This window comes from Glycocaulis alkaliphilus (assembly GCF_004000605.1).
In the GTDB taxonomy this organism is placed as follows: domain Bacteria; phylum Pseudomonadota; class Alphaproteobacteria; order Caulobacterales; family Maricaulaceae; genus Glycocaulis; species Glycocaulis alkaliphilus.
The window spans coordinates 1,099,261-1,116,310 of sequence record NZ_CP018911.1 but is presented as its reverse complement, the minus strand read 5'-3'; the positions used below and the strand labels follow the sequence as shown (position 1 = coordinate 1,116,310).

Annotated in this window: 14 protein-coding genes; 7 read left to right on the top strand and 7 right to left on the bottom strand. The window is 64.4% G+C overall.

Features of this window, described 5'->3' with window-relative positions:
- Positions 1-6 precede the first annotated feature (6 nt).
- Positions 7-528 (bottom strand): hypothetical protein, encoded by a 522-nt coding sequence (locus X907_RS05350; protein WP_127565986.1) that lies wholly within the window; start codon positions 526-528, stop codon positions 7-9.
- A 154-nt stretch (positions 529-682) separates the two neighbouring features.
- On the opposite strand from X907_RS05350, the gene X907_RS05345 reads away from it, so the two are divergent.
- Both X907_RS05345 and X907_RS05340 read left to right on the top strand, forming a co-directional pair.
- Complete coding sequence (locus X907_RS05345; protein WP_127565985.1) at positions 683-1,471, top strand: hypothetical protein; 789 nt, start codon at positions 683-685, stop codon at positions 1,469-1,471.
- Between the two features lie 49 nt (positions 1,472-1,520).
- Entirely contained in the window at positions 1,521-1,904 is a 384-nt protein-coding gene (locus tag X907_RS05340; RefSeq protein ID WP_127565984.1) for a hypothetical protein, read from the top strand.
- 28 nt (positions 1,905-1,932) lie between these two features.
- On the opposite strand, the gene X907_RS05335 is transcribed toward X907_RS05340, so the two are convergent.
- From X907_RS05335 to X907_RS05325, 3 genes are all read right to left on the bottom strand, one after another.
- Entirely contained in the window at positions 1,933-2,550 is a 618-nt protein-coding gene (locus tag X907_RS05335) for a hypothetical protein (RefSeq protein ID WP_127565983.1), read from the bottom strand.
- 82 nt (positions 2,551-2,632) lie between these two features.
- Complete coding sequence (locus X907_RS05330; RefSeq protein WP_127565982.1) at positions 2,633-3,295, bottom strand: hypothetical protein; 663 nt, start codon at positions 3,293-3,295, stop codon at positions 2,633-2,635.
- A gap of 48 nt (positions 3,296-3,343) precedes the next feature.
- A complete protein-coding gene (locus X907_RS05325; RefSeq protein WP_170175469.1) occupies positions 3,344-8,674 on the bottom strand; it encodes a vWA domain-containing protein in 5,331 nt (1,776 codons plus the stop codon).
- A gap of 265 nt (positions 8,675-8,939) precedes the next feature.
- On the opposite strand from X907_RS05325, the gene X907_RS05320 reads away from it, so the two are divergent.
- A complete protein-coding gene (locus X907_RS05320) occupies positions 8,940-9,560 on the top strand; it encodes a hypothetical protein (protein WP_127565980.1) in 621 nt (206 codons plus the stop codon).
- A 51-nt stretch (positions 9,561-9,611) separates the two neighbouring features.
- On the opposite strand, the gene X907_RS05315 is transcribed toward X907_RS05320, so the two are convergent.
- On the bottom strand, positions 9,612-10,199 hold the full coding sequence (locus X907_RS05315) for a hypothetical protein (protein ID WP_127565979.1): 588 nt from the start codon (positions 10,197-10,199) through the stop codon (positions 9,612-9,614).
- A gap of 186 nt (positions 10,200-10,385) precedes the next feature.
- Between X907_RS05315 and X907_RS05310 the strand changes: the two genes are divergently transcribed.
- Positions 10,386-12,770, top strand: coding sequence for a serine/threonine-protein kinase (locus X907_RS05310; protein ID WP_170175468.1), 2,385 nt, complete (start codon positions 10,386-10,388; stop codon positions 12,768-12,770).
- A 5-nt stretch (positions 12,771-12,775) separates the two neighbouring features.
- Here the strand turns inward: X907_RS05310 and X907_RS05305 are convergent, their stop codons facing one another.
- Entirely contained in the window at positions 12,776-13,327 is a 552-nt protein-coding gene (locus tag X907_RS05305) for an ECF-type sigma factor (RefSeq protein WP_127565977.1), read from the bottom strand.
- A 183-nt stretch (positions 13,328-13,510) separates the two neighbouring features.
- Here X907_RS05305 and X907_RS05300 point away from each other — a divergent pair, with 183 nt between their 5' ends.
- From X907_RS05300 to X907_RS05290, 3 genes are all read left to right on the top strand, one after another.
- On the top strand, positions 13,511-14,155 hold the full coding sequence (locus tag X907_RS05300; protein ID WP_127565976.1) for a helix-turn-helix transcriptional regulator: 645 nt from the start codon (positions 13,511-13,513) through the stop codon (positions 14,153-14,155).
- A gap of 96 nt (positions 14,156-14,251) precedes the next feature.
- Positions 14,252-14,710 carry a hypothetical protein gene (locus tag X907_RS05295; RefSeq protein WP_127565975.1) on the top strand — a complete coding sequence of 153 codons (459 nt, stop codon included), beginning with the start codon at positions 14,252-14,254 and terminating at the stop codon, positions 14,708-14,710.
- 167 nt (positions 14,711-14,877) lie between these two features.
- Complete coding sequence (locus X907_RS05290) at positions 14,878-15,831, top strand: hypothetical protein (RefSeq protein WP_127565974.1); 954 nt, start codon at positions 14,878-14,880, stop codon at positions 15,829-15,831.
- 73 nt (positions 15,832-15,904) lie between these two features.
- Here X907_RS05290 and X907_RS05285 read toward each other — a convergent pair whose 3' ends face one another.
- Positions 15,905-16,915, bottom strand: coding sequence for a hypothetical protein (locus X907_RS05285; RefSeq protein ID WP_127565973.1), 1,011 nt, complete (start codon positions 16,913-16,915; stop codon positions 15,905-15,907).
- Between the last annotated feature and the right edge of the window lie 135 nt (positions 16,916-17,050).

Sequence of the window (17,050 nt, the reverse complement as noted above, 5' to 3'; positions counted from 1 at the left end):
CAGGCCCTAGTCCTCGCGGGAGGGGCTAACGTCGAATTCAACGACCAGCGAGACCGTATTGGTCTCGTCGGCTTCGCTGAACATTGATCCGCGATAGGCCAGCTCGCCTTCATAGCGCCCGACCAGCCGGGTATCGCCGCCATCGAGCTCGACACGCTCCAGCACAAGCCTTTCATGGGCGTTCTCGTCGGTGAAGTGCGGCGTCATCCGCGCTTCGGGGAAATACATCGCCTCCCCGTCAGAAATCTCGCCATCCATGAGCGAGAAGGTGATGGAGATACTTCCCTCAACCTCATACCGGGTGCTGCGGTGTGCCTGGATCGTGACAGTCTGAAAGCCGGGCGAGAACTCGCTGAAATTGACAGTCTTGCCATCGTCGCCCTGCAGGACATGCCACTGCCTGGCCTCTCCATCCACAGACCCGCTGACATCATCAGCCATGGCAGTGCATGCGGTCGCAAGCGCCATTGCGGGCAGCGCGGCCATGAGGAGGGGTCTGGCGAAGGGCATGGGTATCTGCATGGACATTGATCTTTCCTTGGATATGGGCCGGGATTGCGGGGCATCAGACCATCAGCGCCTTTGGCGGTGGCAGCTAGACCCGTCCGGGTCTGGCGCGGGGTGGGCAGGTTAGGCTTGGCTGGCCGGCAGCCTGCCCGTTCTCTCGAGGAGAAACCTGCCAATGCCCCGGTTAAACCTGATCGCTTCGTCTGCCCTCGCACTGGTCACCATGGCCGTCATCCCTGCAGTTGCGGCTGCGCAGTCAGGGCCGTGGCAGCACGCCAGAGAGCCGCGCGACCGCAGTCTGAGCTGCGAAGCGCTGGAAACGGAAATCGGCGAGATCGATGTCTGGCGGGCGAGCAATCGCGATGGCGCGCACGGCAGCGGGGTCACTGCCAGCCAGGGCGTGGCAGCTGCAGAAGTGGCGGCACGCCGCACCGGAAACCGGCAGACAAGCGGCATGATGCGCGACGCTCAGCGCCTGTTTGGCGGCAGCCAGCAGCCCGCGCGCCCGGCCCGCCAGGGGCCTGATCCTGACCGTGTGGCCTCTGAGCGGCGTGGCCATTTGATGAGCCTCTATGAGCGCAATAGCTGCGCCGCCGCGCTTGGCGAGATTGATCAGGCTGGCAACGGCCCGTGGCTCGCCGCGAACCTGCCGCGTGATCCTGCGCTGAGCTGTGATGCGCTGGAAGCCGAGATTGGCAATATCGACGCATTCATCGCGGCGGAAACTGGCATGGGCCATCACGGCGCAAGCGTGGACGCCGATCAGGTTCTTGATGCCGGTCAGTCAGCCGCCCGGCATACCCGCAATTACGAAACCAGCGGCATTCTGGGCGATGCCCGCCGGGTGCTGGGTAGTGGTGCCCCTGCCCGCCAGCCTCAGGCGGATGAAGGCTGGCGCACAGGCGTCGCCTACGACCGGCGCAGCCATCTCATGAATTTGTTCGAGCGCCGCGACTGCTGGTAGCGTGCGCCCTTCCCCCGCCGTCTGACAATCAAGCCTGGAGAGTTCTGTGATGTCCCTTACCGCCCTGGCCCTTCTGATGGCCACATCCGCCGCCACACCGGGAACCGGCACGCTCTGGCTGGACGGCGAAGCGCACGAGATGGAAGTCACGATGTGTGACCGCGACACGAATACGGCTGGCGCGCGCGGAGCCCTTGCCGGCGGCGACGCCATATCCGTGATGATACAGCGCTGGCCCGGCCTGCACGCCCTGTCCGTGGTGCATGACAATGCCCAGTGGGTGCATCGTGGACCTGAGGACAGCGCGGAGGCACCAGACCTCAGGGACTGGACCGGCGACGGCCAGCTTGCAGCCTCTGGAACCGTCGCCGTGTTCCCGCCCATCCGCGACGCCACAATGGAGGTGCGGTTTGAAGGGCAGTGCCCCGTCTAGCACCTGTGCCCTTCAGCCACTTCAGCCCCTACGGCCCGGACGGGGCTTCGGCCGGCGTCAGGTCGACATAAGGCGCATGCGCCTCAAAACCATCTCTCGTTGCCCGAAACGGCGCCGAGCCCGCCCCGTCTTCGCCGGACACGCCCTGGCCAAATATGATCTCGTAAATCTGGCCGGTAGGCTGGGGCAGTGTGAACGGAGGCTGCTGAGCAAAATGAACGCGGGCGCCGCGCTCTCCAACCGGCCCCTCAAAGCCTGCCCGGACGCCGATATAGGCCCGTGAATAAACTTCCGGATCCCAGTCAATGACATAGCGCTCGGTGGTTTCAGCCGTGAAGCCTATCGGCTCGCGCACTTCGCGGAACGGCTCTGTATCGCCGTCACCTTCAAACCGGATGGCATAAACGGTCAAATTCTCCGGCGGGACGTCGCTGAGATGCAGATAGCTCAGCCGGGAGGCCGACATCAGCCGCGATGAACCGGCCCGCACCTCATAGCGGGAGGCGTTCACATTCTCCCAGCTAATTTCGATGAAGGCTTGTGGCGTAAGGCTTACGCCGGGCGAGTGGGCCTGCGCCGTTCCCGCGACAAGGCAGGCTGCGATCACGCTTGTTTGCAGGCTCGTCTGTATGCGTAGGCGGTTCATCAAGGTCTCCTGTCCAGGAAGGCTTCAGCAAAGAGCCCGGCCCTGAAAGGGCCGGGCTAGGGGTGTGCAGTTCGGCTGGCGGTTACATATGCTCTTCGGTCGCGAGGGCCGAAAAATCGAGATTGATCTCGGGGCAGAAGGTTTCGCCCATCACCCGCGCCTGGGCGTTCACGCGGTCGCCGCGCTCATCGATGTCGTAGACATAGAGGCACGCCTCGCCGGACACGCTGCCTGAAATCTCGATGCCGTCCTCGCTCCAGTTGAACGTGTCGACGGACACCGCAGGCTGGGAGAACATGGTCTGGTATTGCAGCGCCGGAGACGGCACGCGGGACGCCCAAGCTTCGATAAAGGTCACGGACGACGACACGATATTGTCTGCGGATATGGCATCCCGGCCGTCCTGGGTGAACTCGAATACAAGGTCGAGCTGGACAGCATTGTTGCCATAATAGCCCGTCGGGCTGTTGCGGATCGTCTCGTTCTGACCAATCGCGAGAATCTTGACCCGCAAGGAGAGGTTCGAGCCTTCCATCGCGACCGTGTAATGCGCGCCATCGAACAGGTCCGCATTGGGGGGATTGGGCATCGGGATGCTGCCCTCATAGGCCGTATCCCCGATCGTGCCGGTGACCGAGCCGGCTCTGGTCACGCCTTGGGACTGGGCGCTGGCCGTGCCGGCAAACATGCAAAGGGCCAGCGCTGCTGCGCCGATGGCCGGGATTTGAGGGACGTTTTTCGCCATTATTGCGGTCTCCTGGTTGGTTTTTTTCTGGCTATCTGGCAACCGGGCTCAGAGCGTTATGACGGTCTCTGAATCCGGTTCGATGACGATCTCGCGGTCTTCGCTCCCATCGATCTGCAGGGTGTAGCGGCCGGCCTCCAGCTCAACCGGGGCTTCGTCGACACGCCCCCGGGCGGCCACGGCGCCCGATACATCGCGTACCGTAAATTCGGCAGCCACCGACCGGGCAAGCGCCTCGGAGAGGCCTTCGCCATCGCGGGTGTCGAAATAGACGCCGCCGCCCATTTCAGCGAGGCGCTCGAACTCGTCGCGCAAACCCGCCTGATCGATATGGAAACCGACAATGTTGAGCCGTATCTCGACGCCGGAATCCATCAGGCCCTCAAGCTCGGCCTCCACATCGCCATCACACGTTTCCTCGCCATCGGTGAGCATCACCACGAGCTGGCGTCCATCATCAAATCTCGCCAGATCACCAGGCACCGCTGCCAGAGAAGCTGCCAGCGGGGTACGCGCCAGATTGATCGCCTCGATACCTTCAACCGCGGCCAGCACGTCATCGTGATTGCCTGCAGAGGGCGCTACCAGAAGCTCGGTCTCGCAGCTGCCCGGCTCGGTGTGTCCGAAGGCCCTGAGCGCCACCGGCACGTTGGAGGGGATGCGTTCAGCGATGACCTCGCGGGCGACGGAGCGGGCCACATCAATGCGGCGCCCGCCCTCCATCCGGCGCAGCATCGAACCGGACGCATCAAAGATCATATGGACCACAGATCCGGCGACAGCAGGCTCATCGCCGCTGACGACCGACAGCGAGCCCGGCTCGGGCGGATCGCTCCAGCCGGTCTCAGCCGAGATCAGGAACTCTGTCGGCTGGCGGATCTCGTGCATGGCCGCTTCAAGATTGCGCAACAGCGCCGGAGTGCTGGTGCTGTAGCTGTAGCGCCCGCCCGCCGCCATGGCCCAGTTCATGGTCAGATTGCGCTCATGCAGGAGCTTGGCGGTGTCCGATCCGTGATTGCCGGGGTTCATGGCCAGCGCGAAGATGCGGGGCCGCACGCGATCCAGCATGGGCCAGAGTTCAGAACGATGGGGGGTGACCAGCTCGGCGTCAGCGATCAGGATGATGGCACGCTCGCCTTCCCGGCCGTCCAGCCGCCGGGCAGCGATGAGAAGTCCGGTCTCGGCGTCTGATGTAGCGGGGTCCACCCGGAAACGGCGCGATTCGGTTTCCACCGAGGCAAGCGCCTGGCTGAGCTGTACGCCATACTCTGCCCAGCCATCAATCAGGGGCGGAAAGCCCAGCGGAATGACGTTGGCCACCTCCTGTTCGGGGACAAGCCCGTCAGCAAATTCGGACAGGGCCCGGAAGATGGCCGGCTGATGATCGCTGATACTGCCAGACCCGTCCCAGACGATCGCGATGGAACGCACCGGCTCTTCCAGCTCGATGCGATACTCGCCCGGTGACAGGCCAATCGCCGTGCCGTGGCGGTGATCAGCCCTGCGCTCCCACACAATTTCCGCCTCGCCGTCCGGGCCATGAAGGCTGACAGCGGCGCGCTCGCTGACGCTCTCGTGCAGCGTGATGTCCAGCGTGTTCGCGCCGTCAGGCACGTTGACGGTGTAGGCGCGCACATCACCCACAGCTTCCAGCCGGCCCCGGCGGCCATCATCCAGCCGCAGGGGCGATGACGCGGATGAGGCGGTGTCCACATCACCGTCAAACGCTTGCTGTTCAACTTCTTCAGGACCTTCGTGTGTATACCAGCCCCAATGACCCAGAATTGACCGCCGCGACTGAAGGCTATCGGCCTCATAGGCCGCAATGTGCTCGGGCACGGTAAAGCCCCGGTCTGCAGCCTCAAGCTCAAAGCGTACATAGCGCGCCAGTAGCGGCTCATCGAAGGCCAGACGGCCTTCGCCGTCAGAGATTTCAATGGCGCCTGCGCGTGTCCAGGGGCCCAGCGGACCAGTTTCAGACACGCTGACCGCCACGCTTTGCGGGCCTTGGGCGGATTGTGCCCTGCCCGTGCGCCACTCAAGCGCCTCGATCCGTGCCAGACGCTGCTGATGGAAACCGGCGACCAGATCACGGTCCACGGCCTGGCGCCGTTCCTCCCTCTGATGGAAGGCGCGCGTTCCCCGCCCCCGTTGCAAACCGCCGTGCAGGAAGGAACGTCCGATATGCTGGGCGCCATCAGCCCACACGATGTGCCCGCCCAAGGCCGGGTCGAGCAGGTTGGGCTGAATGGCCTCGCCCGGCTCGCCCAGAGCCATGAGGAGGCCGGTGCCCGATACAGTGTTCGTGCGCTCGCCGGCCCGGCTGCGGCTGCCCCAGTCGCTCAAGGGTGTGACACGCAGATGCGTGGCGGCCACGGGTGCAGCCAGACGGAAAACCTGCTGGCCATCACCGACGTCCAGCTCTGCTGTGAGCAAGTGCTCGAAGTCTGCACCGCCGGCAGAGTGCTCCACCCTGACCCGGCGCCAGCGCTGCTGTATCGGGAGTGACGAGGTCTGGTCGAGCACCAGAGCGTGAATGTCACCGCCGCCCCCGGCCAGCTCGATGACCGGCAGCGGCTCACCGAGTACTTCATGCCAGCGCAGGCCCGTATCTCCGCCCACCGTGTTGTTGATCAGGTGAAAGGCCCGGTCCCTTGGTTCGGGGTCCGTCGTGAACCGCGCGCCCAGCGCGTCCCAGGCCAGATTGACCAGCCCGGCCAGGTCCTCGTCGGCGCGGTCCGCGTGGGGATTGGCGGGCGCAGCACCTGTCTCCACGTCCAGACGCAGCTCGGCGGTGACACCTCCCGCACGGGCCCAGAGAATGGCGGGAGCATCCGGCGGCAGCCAGGCTGGCATGTCCACCGAAACGGCGATCACTGCGCGCGCTCCGGGCTCCAGCGGCCCGGCCGGCGCGTCGTAGCTGATGCGCGCATCAGACCGGCTAGCCGCAATCTCGACATCGGGGCGTGCCGGTTGATCGCCAGTATTGACGATTTCCAGCTCTGCTTCCACGCGCTGGCGCTCGGGCCGCCATGCGGCGAGACTCTGCCCGCCCGAAATTTCCACCGACCAACTATCGTCGGGCTCGGCCAGCGCCGGGTCGTCGACCATCAGAACAGGCGCGCCCGTGAAACCTTGCGCATGGATCAGCCAGGCTTCGCCTGCCGGCACGGTCGCTTCGAGGGTTTCTCCGGCCTGCCCACCGCCTTCGGCAGCCGGTTCTAGATCCGAGTTCAGGATGGCAAGCGTCCGGGCACCGCCGCTCTCGATTTCGACAGTGACGTCACGTTCGGCGTCAGCGACGGGCAAGGCGATCCAGTGGGAAACCATCCGGGCCACCAGCGTCTCACGGTCGATCGGCACCCGGCCATCAGCCGGCAGTTGCTCAGCCAGTGGCGGGCGGTCAGCGATCAGAGGCCCGTCGAATATCTCCCACGGCGCAGCGATGTCCACGGTCAGGGCGTATTCCAGCTCGCTGGGCGACTGGCCCCGCAATTCGACGAAATAGTCCCCGGCAGGCAGGCGCCCGGCCATTTCGATCCGGCCATCCTCGATCATCGCGCTCTGGGCGATCTCATGGCTGCCATGGAGCAGGCGGAGACGCGCGCCCGTGTCGCCCGGCGGTGTCGCGCTCACCCTCACCTGGCTCCAGCCATGGGTCGTGAAGGCGAACATGTCAGTGTCGCCATGGTGGAAATTGCCCTGCATGGTCTCGCCCAGGGTCAGCGCGTTGGCGGTCAGCGCGCTGTCATTGGGTTCGACCTCCCATCCCGGCTCCGGCTGGCCCATCGGGATGGCGCGCAGCATGATGTCGGCCTCAGCCTCCACACCGACCAGGTAACGGCCCGGCAGGAGGGTCAGGCGGTCCAGACGCATCACGCCGCTTGAGGGGCGCCCGTAGCTGTTTGACGCGATCGTCCGCCCGAATTCGGCTTCCCGGACCTGAAGCTGGCGCACTGCATCGCCATTGACCTGAAAGCGCCAGAGCTGCGGCAACCCGCTTACCGGAAGCTCGAACCAGAACCAGCGCCGTATGTCTGTCCCGGCCCTTACAGGACGGCCTGCCTCCATCGGTGCGGCCCAGTCAGCATGATCATTGGGCTGACGGGCGATGGTGGCCGCTGGAGCGGGGCCGGTTTCCAGAGAAACAGCGTAATCGATCGTTTCCGAGCGGCCCCTGGGCGCACGCAAATGCATGGCATAATCGCCGGGCTCCAGCTGCAATGGCCCGAATGCAAACCGCTCGGCATTACTGCGGCGGCAGATCGGCTCGCGGCCGGTAAAGTCCTCAAGGCATGCCAGAATTTCCTGACCCGACCCGTGTTCGATGATCAGCGTCTGGCTGCCGTCTGTCTGCGTGTCATCCAGCGCGAATGCGAAATAGTCGGTATCGCGCACGCCATCGAGCGTGCCGGCAAAGCCGTATTCGGCGAGATCGGTCCAGTTGGCCCGCTCAAGCATGTCGTTCGGTTCACGTTCCTCTCCCGGTGCGGCAATGCCCAGAGGCGTCAGGGAGACCGCGGCAATGCCCACTTGCACGTCGCGCACTGCCGCTTCGATCTGCAGGCTTGCGCCCGGCTCCAGCGCGACATTGCGCCAGTGCTGGCGCAGCGGGCTGGCTGTCACCGGCGCGGCGAGCTGGCCGCCATCAGCATCGCTGAGAGACGCAGACAGGCGCGCGCCGAGCCCGCCGATGACCGATACCTGCCAGAGCTGGCCGTCTTCCTGATCGTCAGGGACATCGAGCGCAAAGGTGCCCGATCCCCCCTCGGTCATGACGACACGTTCTTCGCCAGCGGGCACGATAACGCCGCCGTCATCGTTGCGCGCCACCTCGCCGACGGGTGTGAGCGCCGCGCGCCGGCCGCGCCTGACATGCACTTCGTAGTCGCCGCCCGCTTCGGCCCCCGACATGCCGATGAGGTATTCGCCAGGCGGAAGCAGGAGCTCGTCCTGACGTACCACAGGCCGGCCGCGGCTGGTTTGCAGGCTGATATGGGTCTGGGAACCGGAAATCAGTCCGGCGCTGTCCTGCGACGTTGCCGGAAGGGCGCCGACCAGGCCGGACTCCACCGCCCGGTCTATGGCCCCGGCCTCGTGGTAGGACAGCTCGATAATGTCGAGCCTCACCAGCCCCGTCGTTTCCGCCACAAGTTCGACCGACCATAAATGGTCAGCGTCTTCGTCCTCCACCGTCCACATCCAGGCATCCTGATCGCGCCCGGAAACATTGCCGATAAGCACGCCATGCCCGGCAAAACGGCGGGCCTGATCGGGCGTGTTGTTCGGTTCCTGCTCGAACAGGCGCGGCGGCGCATAATCGGAAGCGTCGTATTCCTCCTCAGCCGCCGCCCCTGAGGCCCACAAGCTCAAAGCCATGGCCGGGAGGAGAGCCGCTGAAATTGAAAACGGATGACGTGCGAGCATTTTGGTCAGCCTCGAGAGTGCCGGATTCCGGGAGAGGGCCCAGTATCGCGTCAGGCAAAACCGGGGTTAGCCCCGAACGGGTCTGCAGGCGCCCGGGATGGAGTGGCATGAGTGTAATGGCTGGCTGCGCCCCTTACCGGCGGAGGTAATGACGCCTGCCGCTACACGAGCAGCCACGCCTTACGCCCAAACCCAAACCTTCAAAGGAGCTGGAACCATGCTTGCTATCCAACATGATTGTCTCCGTCTGCCGCGCCGGGCTGCCTTCGCCGTGATGGGCGTGATGGCTCTGGCGCTTTCGGCCCTGATGGCCGCGCCCCAGGCGGCGGCGCAAAGAACCGTGGATCTGACGCTTGAACTATCCGAGCGGGACTATCAGCAATTTGCCCGCACTCATGCCGAGCGAGGCGCCACGGCCGCACAGACCGGCGAGTGGTTCGCCCGGCACGCCCGCTTCGGGGGCACGCAGGCCGGAACCGTACTGGCCTATATCGTCGATGGCTCCGGACAGATCATAGGGCGCACCGCTCAGGATATCCGCATTGGCCGTGATGGAGGCCATGCCCAGGGTTTTCCCGGCGACCATTTCTTCCCAGGCGACCACTTCTTCCCGGGCGACCATTTCTTTCCCGGCGATCACTTCTTTCCCGGTGATCACTTCATGGGACGGGGCGATACGATTTCGAGCGTGTCTGAAGCCCAGCGCGCGGCCAGCGCGGCGGGCCGCCATGCCGGCCGTGACGGTCATGCGCTAGTCGTCTTCCTTGTTCCCCAAGGGGAGCGCTTTGAAGGGCCTGTCAATCCGGGCGCGGTCGTCATTCCCGGCCGCTTCCGCTAGCGTGGCTCCGCGCCAGCGCGGGCTTGCCCCCGCTGGCGCTTGCCCGTTTTGCTAGCGGCGAAAACCACCCATGGCGCCCATGGACATGCGCCGATAGCCTTCTGGCACAACAAACCAGCTATCCTCCTGCGCGGCGCGCTCAAACTCGCGCGCTTCAAACACGACGCCTTCATCCTGCGAGGACACGCGCAAGACGACGTAATCGTGCGTCAGGCAGCCTTCGGCCTGGTCGCCGGGCGCATCCTCGATCTCGAAGCGGTAAATTGTGCATGGCTCTCCAGCTACGGTGTCGGAGCCAATGGGGTCACCCAACCGGTCATCAGCATCAGGAACGGCAAAGCCGCTATCAGCTGACGGTACTTCCATGGCCATCCGCATGCCGTTCATATCCATCAGGATCGTCACGCTATCGGCCGCAGGATCGATCAGGACGGCCGCCGCCTGCCCCTGAAACTCGGTCTCCATCCGGAAGCGGCCCTCGGAGTGGCGCAGCTCCGCATCAATGGTCATGCCACTGCTCTGGTCGTGCATCTGCGTGACCATGCGAAAGTCGGGCTGCGGCGCGGCGGGGCCGGTGGCCCAGGCAGATGACATCGCACCTGCAGCGATTACGGACGAGACAAGGACAGTATTTATCATGGCGGTCTCCACTTGGCTGACATCATGGCGCCTGACTGAAGCCGCCCCCGGCGCTGCCAGAATAGACCTGAACGGGCCTGAAGCATGGTGACCCAGGGGTGAAAACATTCACACGGGCTTGGCGCAGCACACGCTATGGCCTTAGCATTGACCGCTCACGCTGGATCGCCGCCACGAGAGTCCCTCATGGATCGACACATAGACTGGTCTACGGTCGAGTCCCTGCTGGACGCCGCACTGGAACTGCCCGAGGCTGAGCGCGAAGCTTTCGTCCGCTCGCAAGCGGCCGATGCGGCCATTGCAGACGAAGTACTCTCCCTTCTCGGCTCGGCTGCCCGTGCAGGCGCATTCCTGGAAGACCCTGAGGAAGCCGATGTGCCGCTTCTGACTCCGGACGAGGAGCTTGGGAGCTGGCGCATCTCAAGGCTTATAGGCCGTGGGGGAATGGGCGATGTCTACAAGGCAGAGCGGGCAGACGGGCTGTATGATCAGGCCGCCGCACTGAAGATCATGAGGCCCGGCTCGGCTGAAGACATCGCGCTTTTTGACAGCGAGCGGCGCTATCTTGCCCGGCTGGAGCACCCCAATATCGCCCGGCTGCTTGATGGCGGTGTGACCGGGGAAGGCCGTCCGTGGATGGTGATGGAACTGGCTGACGGCGCGTCGGCTGATGTCTGGGTGGCGATGAGCGCGCCCCGGCCACACCAGATCGTCGATATAATCCTTCAGGCCGGTGAAGCGCTGGCCTACGCCCATGAAAAGCTGATTGTCCATCGCGACATAAAGCCGTCAAACATTCTGGTGGACGGCGCAGAGCGGGCACGGGTCATCGATTTCGGCGTGGCGCGCCTGTCAGGCGCTGACAAGCGAAAGACGGCACCTCTGTCGCTGGACTATGCCGCGCCCGAACTGCTCGACGGTGATGCCGCCACTACGGCCAGCGATGTCTACGGGCTGGCGGCGACGCTCTTTGCGCTTCTTGCCGGACATCCGCCGCTGCGCCTCTCCGGCGATCCGTTGCCGGTCGCCTTGCGCCGGGCTCTTGAAGAACCGCCCGCACGCCTTCCGGTGACGGCCTGCCAGCGCCGGGACCGGCGCCTGATGCTGGACCTAGACCACATACTTGCGCGCGCACTCGCCAAGCGCCCCGGTGATCGGTACCCCACGGTCAGCAGTTTTTGCGATGATCTGCGCTGCGCGCTCAAGGGCCGCCCGGTGGCGGCCCGTGCAGGCGAGCGGGGGTATGTATTCCGCCGCCATCTCTGGCGTTACCGCTGGCAGGCTGGTGCTGCAGCCGCCCTTGTGCTGTCGCTGGCGGGCGGGTTGAGCGCCTCGCTCTGGCAGGCACGCGAGGTCCGGATCGAACGCGACTGGGCTCAGAGCGAGCAGGCGCGTCTGGAGGCCGTCCAGCACTATCTGTTCTTCATGTTGCGCGACGGAGCGGATGTTTCCGGCGGCACCAATGCCAGCGCGCGCGAAATCCTGGAGGCCGCCGCAGCGCAGGTCGGTGAGATGTTCGAGGCTGCCCCGGAGCGCGGCGGTCAGGTGATGCACGCCCTGGCCGAGCTGTATTTCTATCTCAATGACTATGAGGCGGCGTTGCCGCTGCTGCGCGTACTGGTGGACGACGAGCAGCTGGACCCGGCCTTGCTGGCGTCCGCGCGATATGACCTGGCCCAGATCATCTTGCGGACCTCCGGCCCGGACGAGGCGGAGTCGCTGCTGGCCCAGGCACAGGCTTTCTGGGCTGACGATCCGCGCCAATGGCGCCGGCGGCTCGTCGACAGCCGGCTGGTAGAGGCGCGCATTCTGCGGGACCGGGGCCGCCTGCCGGAGGCCATAGCCTTGCTGGAACGCACCTTGCCTGACCGGATTGCGCTGAGTGGCGAGACTCACCGGATGACGGGCGTGTTCCACAATGATCTGGGTGTCATGCTGTTCTCTGCAGGCCGGCTGGAGGATGCAACGGCTTCGCTGCGCGAAGCGCTGGCCGTCTGGCGCGCGACGGGGCTGGATGACGGGCCGGACGCCCTGAACACGCTGAACAATCTGGCCGCAGTGCAGGTGGTCTCCGGTGACCATGCCGCCGCCGAGCCCCTTTTCAGGGAGATACTGGACAATCGGCGCGCCTCCTACGGGCCATCCGCGACGACGGCAGCGGTGCTCAATAATTACGGCAAGACACTGATCAATCTGGGCAGGCCGGGGGAGGCTCTGCCGCACCTGCGTGAGGCAGCGGCCATGGCGCGCGAGCATGCCGGCCCGGCGAGCCTGACCTATGCCTCCGCCGTTGCAGGTCATAGCGAGGCCAAGGCAGGGATTGGCGACACGGATAACGCGCTGCGGATCGCCAGAGATGCCTATGATGAAATCACGGAAGCAAGCGATGGTCCTGGCCCGGCCAGCGCGCTTGTCGCCATCGCCATGGCGCGGGTGCTGGCCAGCGAAGGTGATACCCGTCAGGCCGGAGCGTTACTGGATGAGGCCGAAGCGGCGCTGAGTGCGCTCGGACCGGCGGCAGGCCTGCAGCTGCGTGCCATCGAAGGCATTCGGGAAAGTCACGGGATGTAGGGCACTTAGTCTTCCGCCTCGTCCTGAACAGACATCTCGCGGAAGAGCCATGCCTTGGCCTTGACCCAGTCGCGCCGGACGGTTCTTTCGGTAATCTCGAGAAGCGGCGCGATCTGTGCCTCGGTATAACCGCCGAAGAAGCGTAGCTCGACCACTTCGGCCAGGCGGGGGTTCAATGCGCCAAGACGCGTAAGCGCCTCATCCAGCTCGATGAGGCGTTCATCGCTTTCCCAATAGGGCTCAATATCGTCGGTCAGCGCTTCGATACGGCCTTGTCCGCGCTTGGCTGTCAGCCGCTGGCGCGCATGGTCGATCAGCACGCAGCGCATGGCTATCGCCGATGCCCGCAGGAAATGGCTGTCATCGACGAACGCTTCACGCCGCCGCAGCTTGAGCCAGGCCTCGCCGACAAGCGCCGTGGTCTGGAGCGTATAACCGGCACGGACCCGGCGGCGCTCACGTTTGGCTACCGAGCGCAGATCATCCCAGAGCGCCGGGACGAGCCTGTCTGCTGCAGCCGCTATTTCTGGCGGCCTCTCAAAGCCGAAATCGAGCATATTTCAGGACCTTGTTTCTGGTGCGTCCCCAAGCCCCACCCGGTCCAGACTACTAGGCCGGATACGGGAAACTCAAGAAAAATACCCCCCTGATGTCCGCTTCGGGGCCTCCTTGCCGTTTCTTTAGGTACAGGCGGAGTGCAAGTGCAGCAAAGCCGCCGCGTCAAAAGGGGAACGCACGCAATGAACATGATCGCACCGGGTCTGCCGTCCATGCCCTTGCCAGACAAGGTCGCCTGCTCGGGCATGGACATGCTGGGACTGGGTTTCGCGGTGCTCGGCCGCAGGCGCCAGGTATTGCTGTCCAACAAGACCTGGGCGGCGATCCTGTCAAATGGCAGCCGGGGCCTGGTCTGGAGATGCGGGACGCTCGGCGCGCGCCGTTGCGGTGACATGCAGGCGCTCACCCAGAGCCTTGAGGCTGCGCTCTCGGGTGAACGCGCCCTTCTCAGGATTGAAGACCTGGCAGGGGGCGGCGCGCTGGAAATGATGGCCCAGCGCATGGAACCGCAAGACGCCGGGGCGCCGCGCATTGCGGTCATCGTCCGTGAGCCCGAAGCCGTCTGCCCGGACGCTGAAAGTCTGGCAGCTCTATATAATCTCACGCCGGCCGAAGCCGGGCTGGCCGAAAGTCTTGTTCGCGGCGTGGGGCTGACCGCCGCTTGCCGCGAACGGGGCATCTCCCAGAATACCGGCAAAGGCTATCTGAAACGGATATTCGAGAAGACCGGCGCGAGCAGGCAAAGCGAGCTGGTCGCTCTGGTCATGCAGGGCATGTCGCCCTTTGCCGCCCGTCAGGACGAGTCACCAATCCGGCAGACAGCCTGACGTCAGGCATCCAATCCACAAACAATGAACCTGAAAGCATTCGGCACCGCGCCGATCCAGACACCTTCAAATTTACAGCAACCTGGGACAACACCAATGACGAAATCTCTTGTGACTATGCCAGCCGCAGCTCTCCTGGGGCTCGCTCTCGCCGCATGTGGCGGCGAAGAAAACACCGGCGGCTCGCAATCCGAAGGCTCGGCAACCGCGAACTGGGCTGGTGAAGACCTGTCATTTGAGAACACGCGTTGCCGGGCCATTCCCGGTGGCGAGCAGTGGACCATAACGGCCTCGTCGGACCAGAACTCCATTCAGGTTCGTTACTGGGTCGATAATGATGGCTCTTATGACACCAGCAATGCCAGCGTGACGCTGGAACTGCTCGGCGAGAACTGGCGTGTTCTGGAACGCTATTCAGCCCAGCAACTTGTGCTCGACACATCCACCGAAAGCCGTGCGAGCGGCGAAGTGGAACTGACGCCTAACCACAATCCGGGCGTGGGCGATATACAGTATCCCGATGGCAACACGCTGCGCTTTGACATGGCCTGCTAGCCAACGGCGCTACGATCACGATGCATCGCTGAACTGACGACGCACGGGCCTGATCTTGATCGAAACCCGCGCCGCCGTGCTGTCACCCCCGGACAGGCTGATACATATCGGCCTGGTCCGGGACGCGGGACAGCGCCTTGACCGGCGTCTCATCAGGAGGACACCCCATGCTGACGGCTACGCTTGTGCTCGCTCTTCTGGCCAATCACGCCACCAGTCCGGACGACGCGACTATCGATGGCTACGTCCAGAGCGGAGGCTTCGACCCTGTTGATGCCGACGAGCTGGCCGATGCAATCAATGCGGCGCTTGAAGGCAATGACGCAGCGCGATCGGCGCTGCTGCCTGCCGCCAGCGTCGATCCGCTCACCATGGCTGTGCTGGCTCTGCAGCTTGGCGAGGCGCCTCTGGAAAGAACGCGTTACCGCATAACGCACGCCAGTGTCTGGTTCGATGCATCTCCGGGCGGTGCCCGCAGCGCGTACAGCTTTGTCGAGGTCACGCGCTTCAATCTCGGCCCGGCAGTCCGGCGGTCGCTGGAAGAGGCCTATGGCGAAGATAATGTCGCCCCACCCGAAGCGTTCGGAGAGGGACCGCACACGGCATGGCGGCTGGTGACGCGTCCGTTGAGAGGCAACCGGGCGCTGATCGTGGCCGCAGGACGCAGAACGTTGAATGAAGACGACGCCGGGCGCGAACAATGCCTCGGACAGCCATGCCTGTCTGCAGATCCGGGCATAGACGATCTCGCACGCTGGAGCGCCATGGCGCAGGCCGACACCCCGCAAAACTGGCTACAGCCGGTGCCGGCAGACGGCCCCGTCCCGCCCGCTTCCGTGGCGCACCTGATTTTTGACGCCATTGCGGAACCCGAAACCGACGGCGCCGTGCCTTCGGTCAGTTTTGTGCCTGACCCTGATATAGAAGCGGTTATTGAAAGCGGGCTCGGACAGGATGCCGGGGTGGATGCCAGCTACCGCCAGCACGGATTGCTGGACGATTCCGTGTCGGCGATCTGGGAGCGGGCAGCCGTACTCGCTGGCGGTGTTGTGTTCACCGCGACCGCTTACGAGTGCGCACGCGGACCGCAATTTGCCGAGCCGGGCGCGTTCTGCCCTTAAACGTCCCTGCCCCCTGAAGCGCAGCGGCACCGCACCGGCTTTTTTCCGGCACGGCGCTGCGCCTCATGCCCGGTTAAGGGGCCGCCCCCTGCTCCTGCGGTGGTGAGGATGGCGGCTGGCCGCCATCAGCCTGCGGCTCCTGGCTGCCTGAGAAGGCTTTGTCCGTCAGCTTGCGGAACTGGCCCGACATGCTGGCGAGACGCCGCTCCCACTCAGGATCGGGAACCTGACCTTCGATAGTCTTGAAGTAGACCTGCATCATGCAGGTTACCGCCAGCGGTTCGAGCAGGGCTGCCTTGACGGCCCAGGCCAGAATGAGCGCAAAGACCAGCCCGACAATGGCCGCGTTGCCCGGCATCAGCCACACGAACAGGCTGGCAGGCAGGAGCATGATGAGGAAGATCACGAAGGACAGAAGATAAATGAACAGCGCCAGCCAGGCGGCGTTCTTCATCATCGGCTTCCAGTTCTGCCCGTAGAGGATCAAAGCGGTGCGCGCAGAGCCCCACGCATTGGTCGAACCGGTGCGGATGGCATAGGCCAGAATAACCTCATCGAGAAAACCGACCGCCACTTTCAGGAAAGCGTTCAGCGCGCCCGCCAGCGGCTTGGCGCCCGGTATCGGCAGCACGCGCAGCATGCCGCGCGCCAGCCCGGTAACGGCCCGGATCACGCCTTTGATCAGCAGGTCGAGGCCGAACAGGACCGAAGACTGCGCAAAGCGGGCCTGAACAACTTCCCGGCCATAGGTGATCTGCCCCTTGCCGCCGGGAATGTCCTTGCCGTCAATCAGTTCGACCAGCACGGCAATATGGGCCCCTTTCACCAGATAAAGCAGATAGGCGCGCGCGAACCACGCAAAGCCGCCCACAATGGAGAAGCCTATCAGCCCCCCAAGAAAGGTAGAGCCGGCGCGGAAACCCTCATCACCGAGGCTGCCAATGGCCCAGCCCATACCTGCCCCAATGGTCGTCAGGATGAGGAAGGCCAGCGCCACCCCGGCATAGACGGCCAGCCGCAGCAGCAGGAATGGCAGCGTGCGCGCCATCAACCCCATCGCTCCGCCTAGTGAAAAATCCCACATTCAATGCCCCTTCCTGGTGCTTAAATCATTCTGGCGGGCTTTAGCGGCCCGCGCCTTTATTTAGGGAGAACGCAAACCGGCCCTTTAGCCGGACATGCCTTGTGTGAATGTGCGGCTTTCCCGCGCTTGGCCCCT

Bases quoted from the DNA above. Each gene is read 5' to 3' on its own strand.
- X907_RS05350 (WP_127565986.1), bottom strand. From the start codon at position 528: ATGTCCATGCAGATACCCATGCCCTTCGCCAGACCCCTCCTCATGGCC.
- X907_RS05345 (WP_127565985.1), top strand. From the start codon at position 683: ATGCCCCGGTTAAACCTGATCGCTTCGTCTGCCCTCGCACTGGTCACC.
- X907_RS05340 (WP_127565984.1), top strand. From the start codon at position 1,521: ATGTCCCTTACCGCCCTGGCCCTTCTGATGGCCACATCCGCCGCCACA.
- X907_RS05335 (WP_127565983.1), bottom strand. From the start codon at position 2,550: ATGAACCGCCTACGCATACAGACGAGCCTGCAAACAAGCGTGATCGCA.
- X907_RS05330 (WP_127565982.1), bottom strand. From the start codon at position 3,295: ATGGCGAAAAACGTCCCTCAAATCCCGGCCATCGGCGCAGCAGCGCTG.
- X907_RS05325 (WP_170175469.1), bottom strand. From the start codon at position 8,674: ATGGCTTTGAGCTTGTGGGCCTCAGGGGCGGCGGCTGAGGAGGAATAC.
- X907_RS05320 (WP_127565980.1), top strand. From the start codon at position 8,940: ATGCTTGCTATCCAACATGATTGTCTCCGTCTGCCGCGCCGGGCTGCC.
- X907_RS05315 (WP_127565979.1), bottom strand. From the start codon at position 10,199: ATGATAAATACTGTCCTTGTCTCGTCCGTAATCGCTGCAGGTGCGATG.
- X907_RS05310 (WP_170175468.1), top strand. From the start codon at position 10,386: ATGGATCGACACATAGACTGGTCTACGGTCGAGTCCCTGCTGGACGCC.
- X907_RS05305 (WP_127565977.1), bottom strand. From the start codon at position 13,327: ATGCTCGATTTCGGCTTTGAGAGGCCGCCAGAAATAGCGGCTGCAGCA.
- X907_RS05300 (WP_127565976.1), top strand. From the start codon at position 13,511: ATGAACATGATCGCACCGGGTCTGCCGTCCATGCCCTTGCCAGACAAG.
- X907_RS05295 (WP_127565975.1), top strand. From the start codon at position 14,252: ATGACGAAATCTCTTGTGACTATGCCAGCCGCAGCTCTCCTGGGGCTC.
- X907_RS05290 (WP_127565974.1), top strand. From the start codon at position 14,878: ATGCTGACGGCTACGCTTGTGCTCGCTCTTCTGGCCAATCACGCCACC.
- X907_RS05285 (WP_127565973.1), bottom strand. From the start codon at position 16,915: ATGTGGGATTTTTCACTAGGCGGAGCGATGGGGTTGATGGCGCGCACG.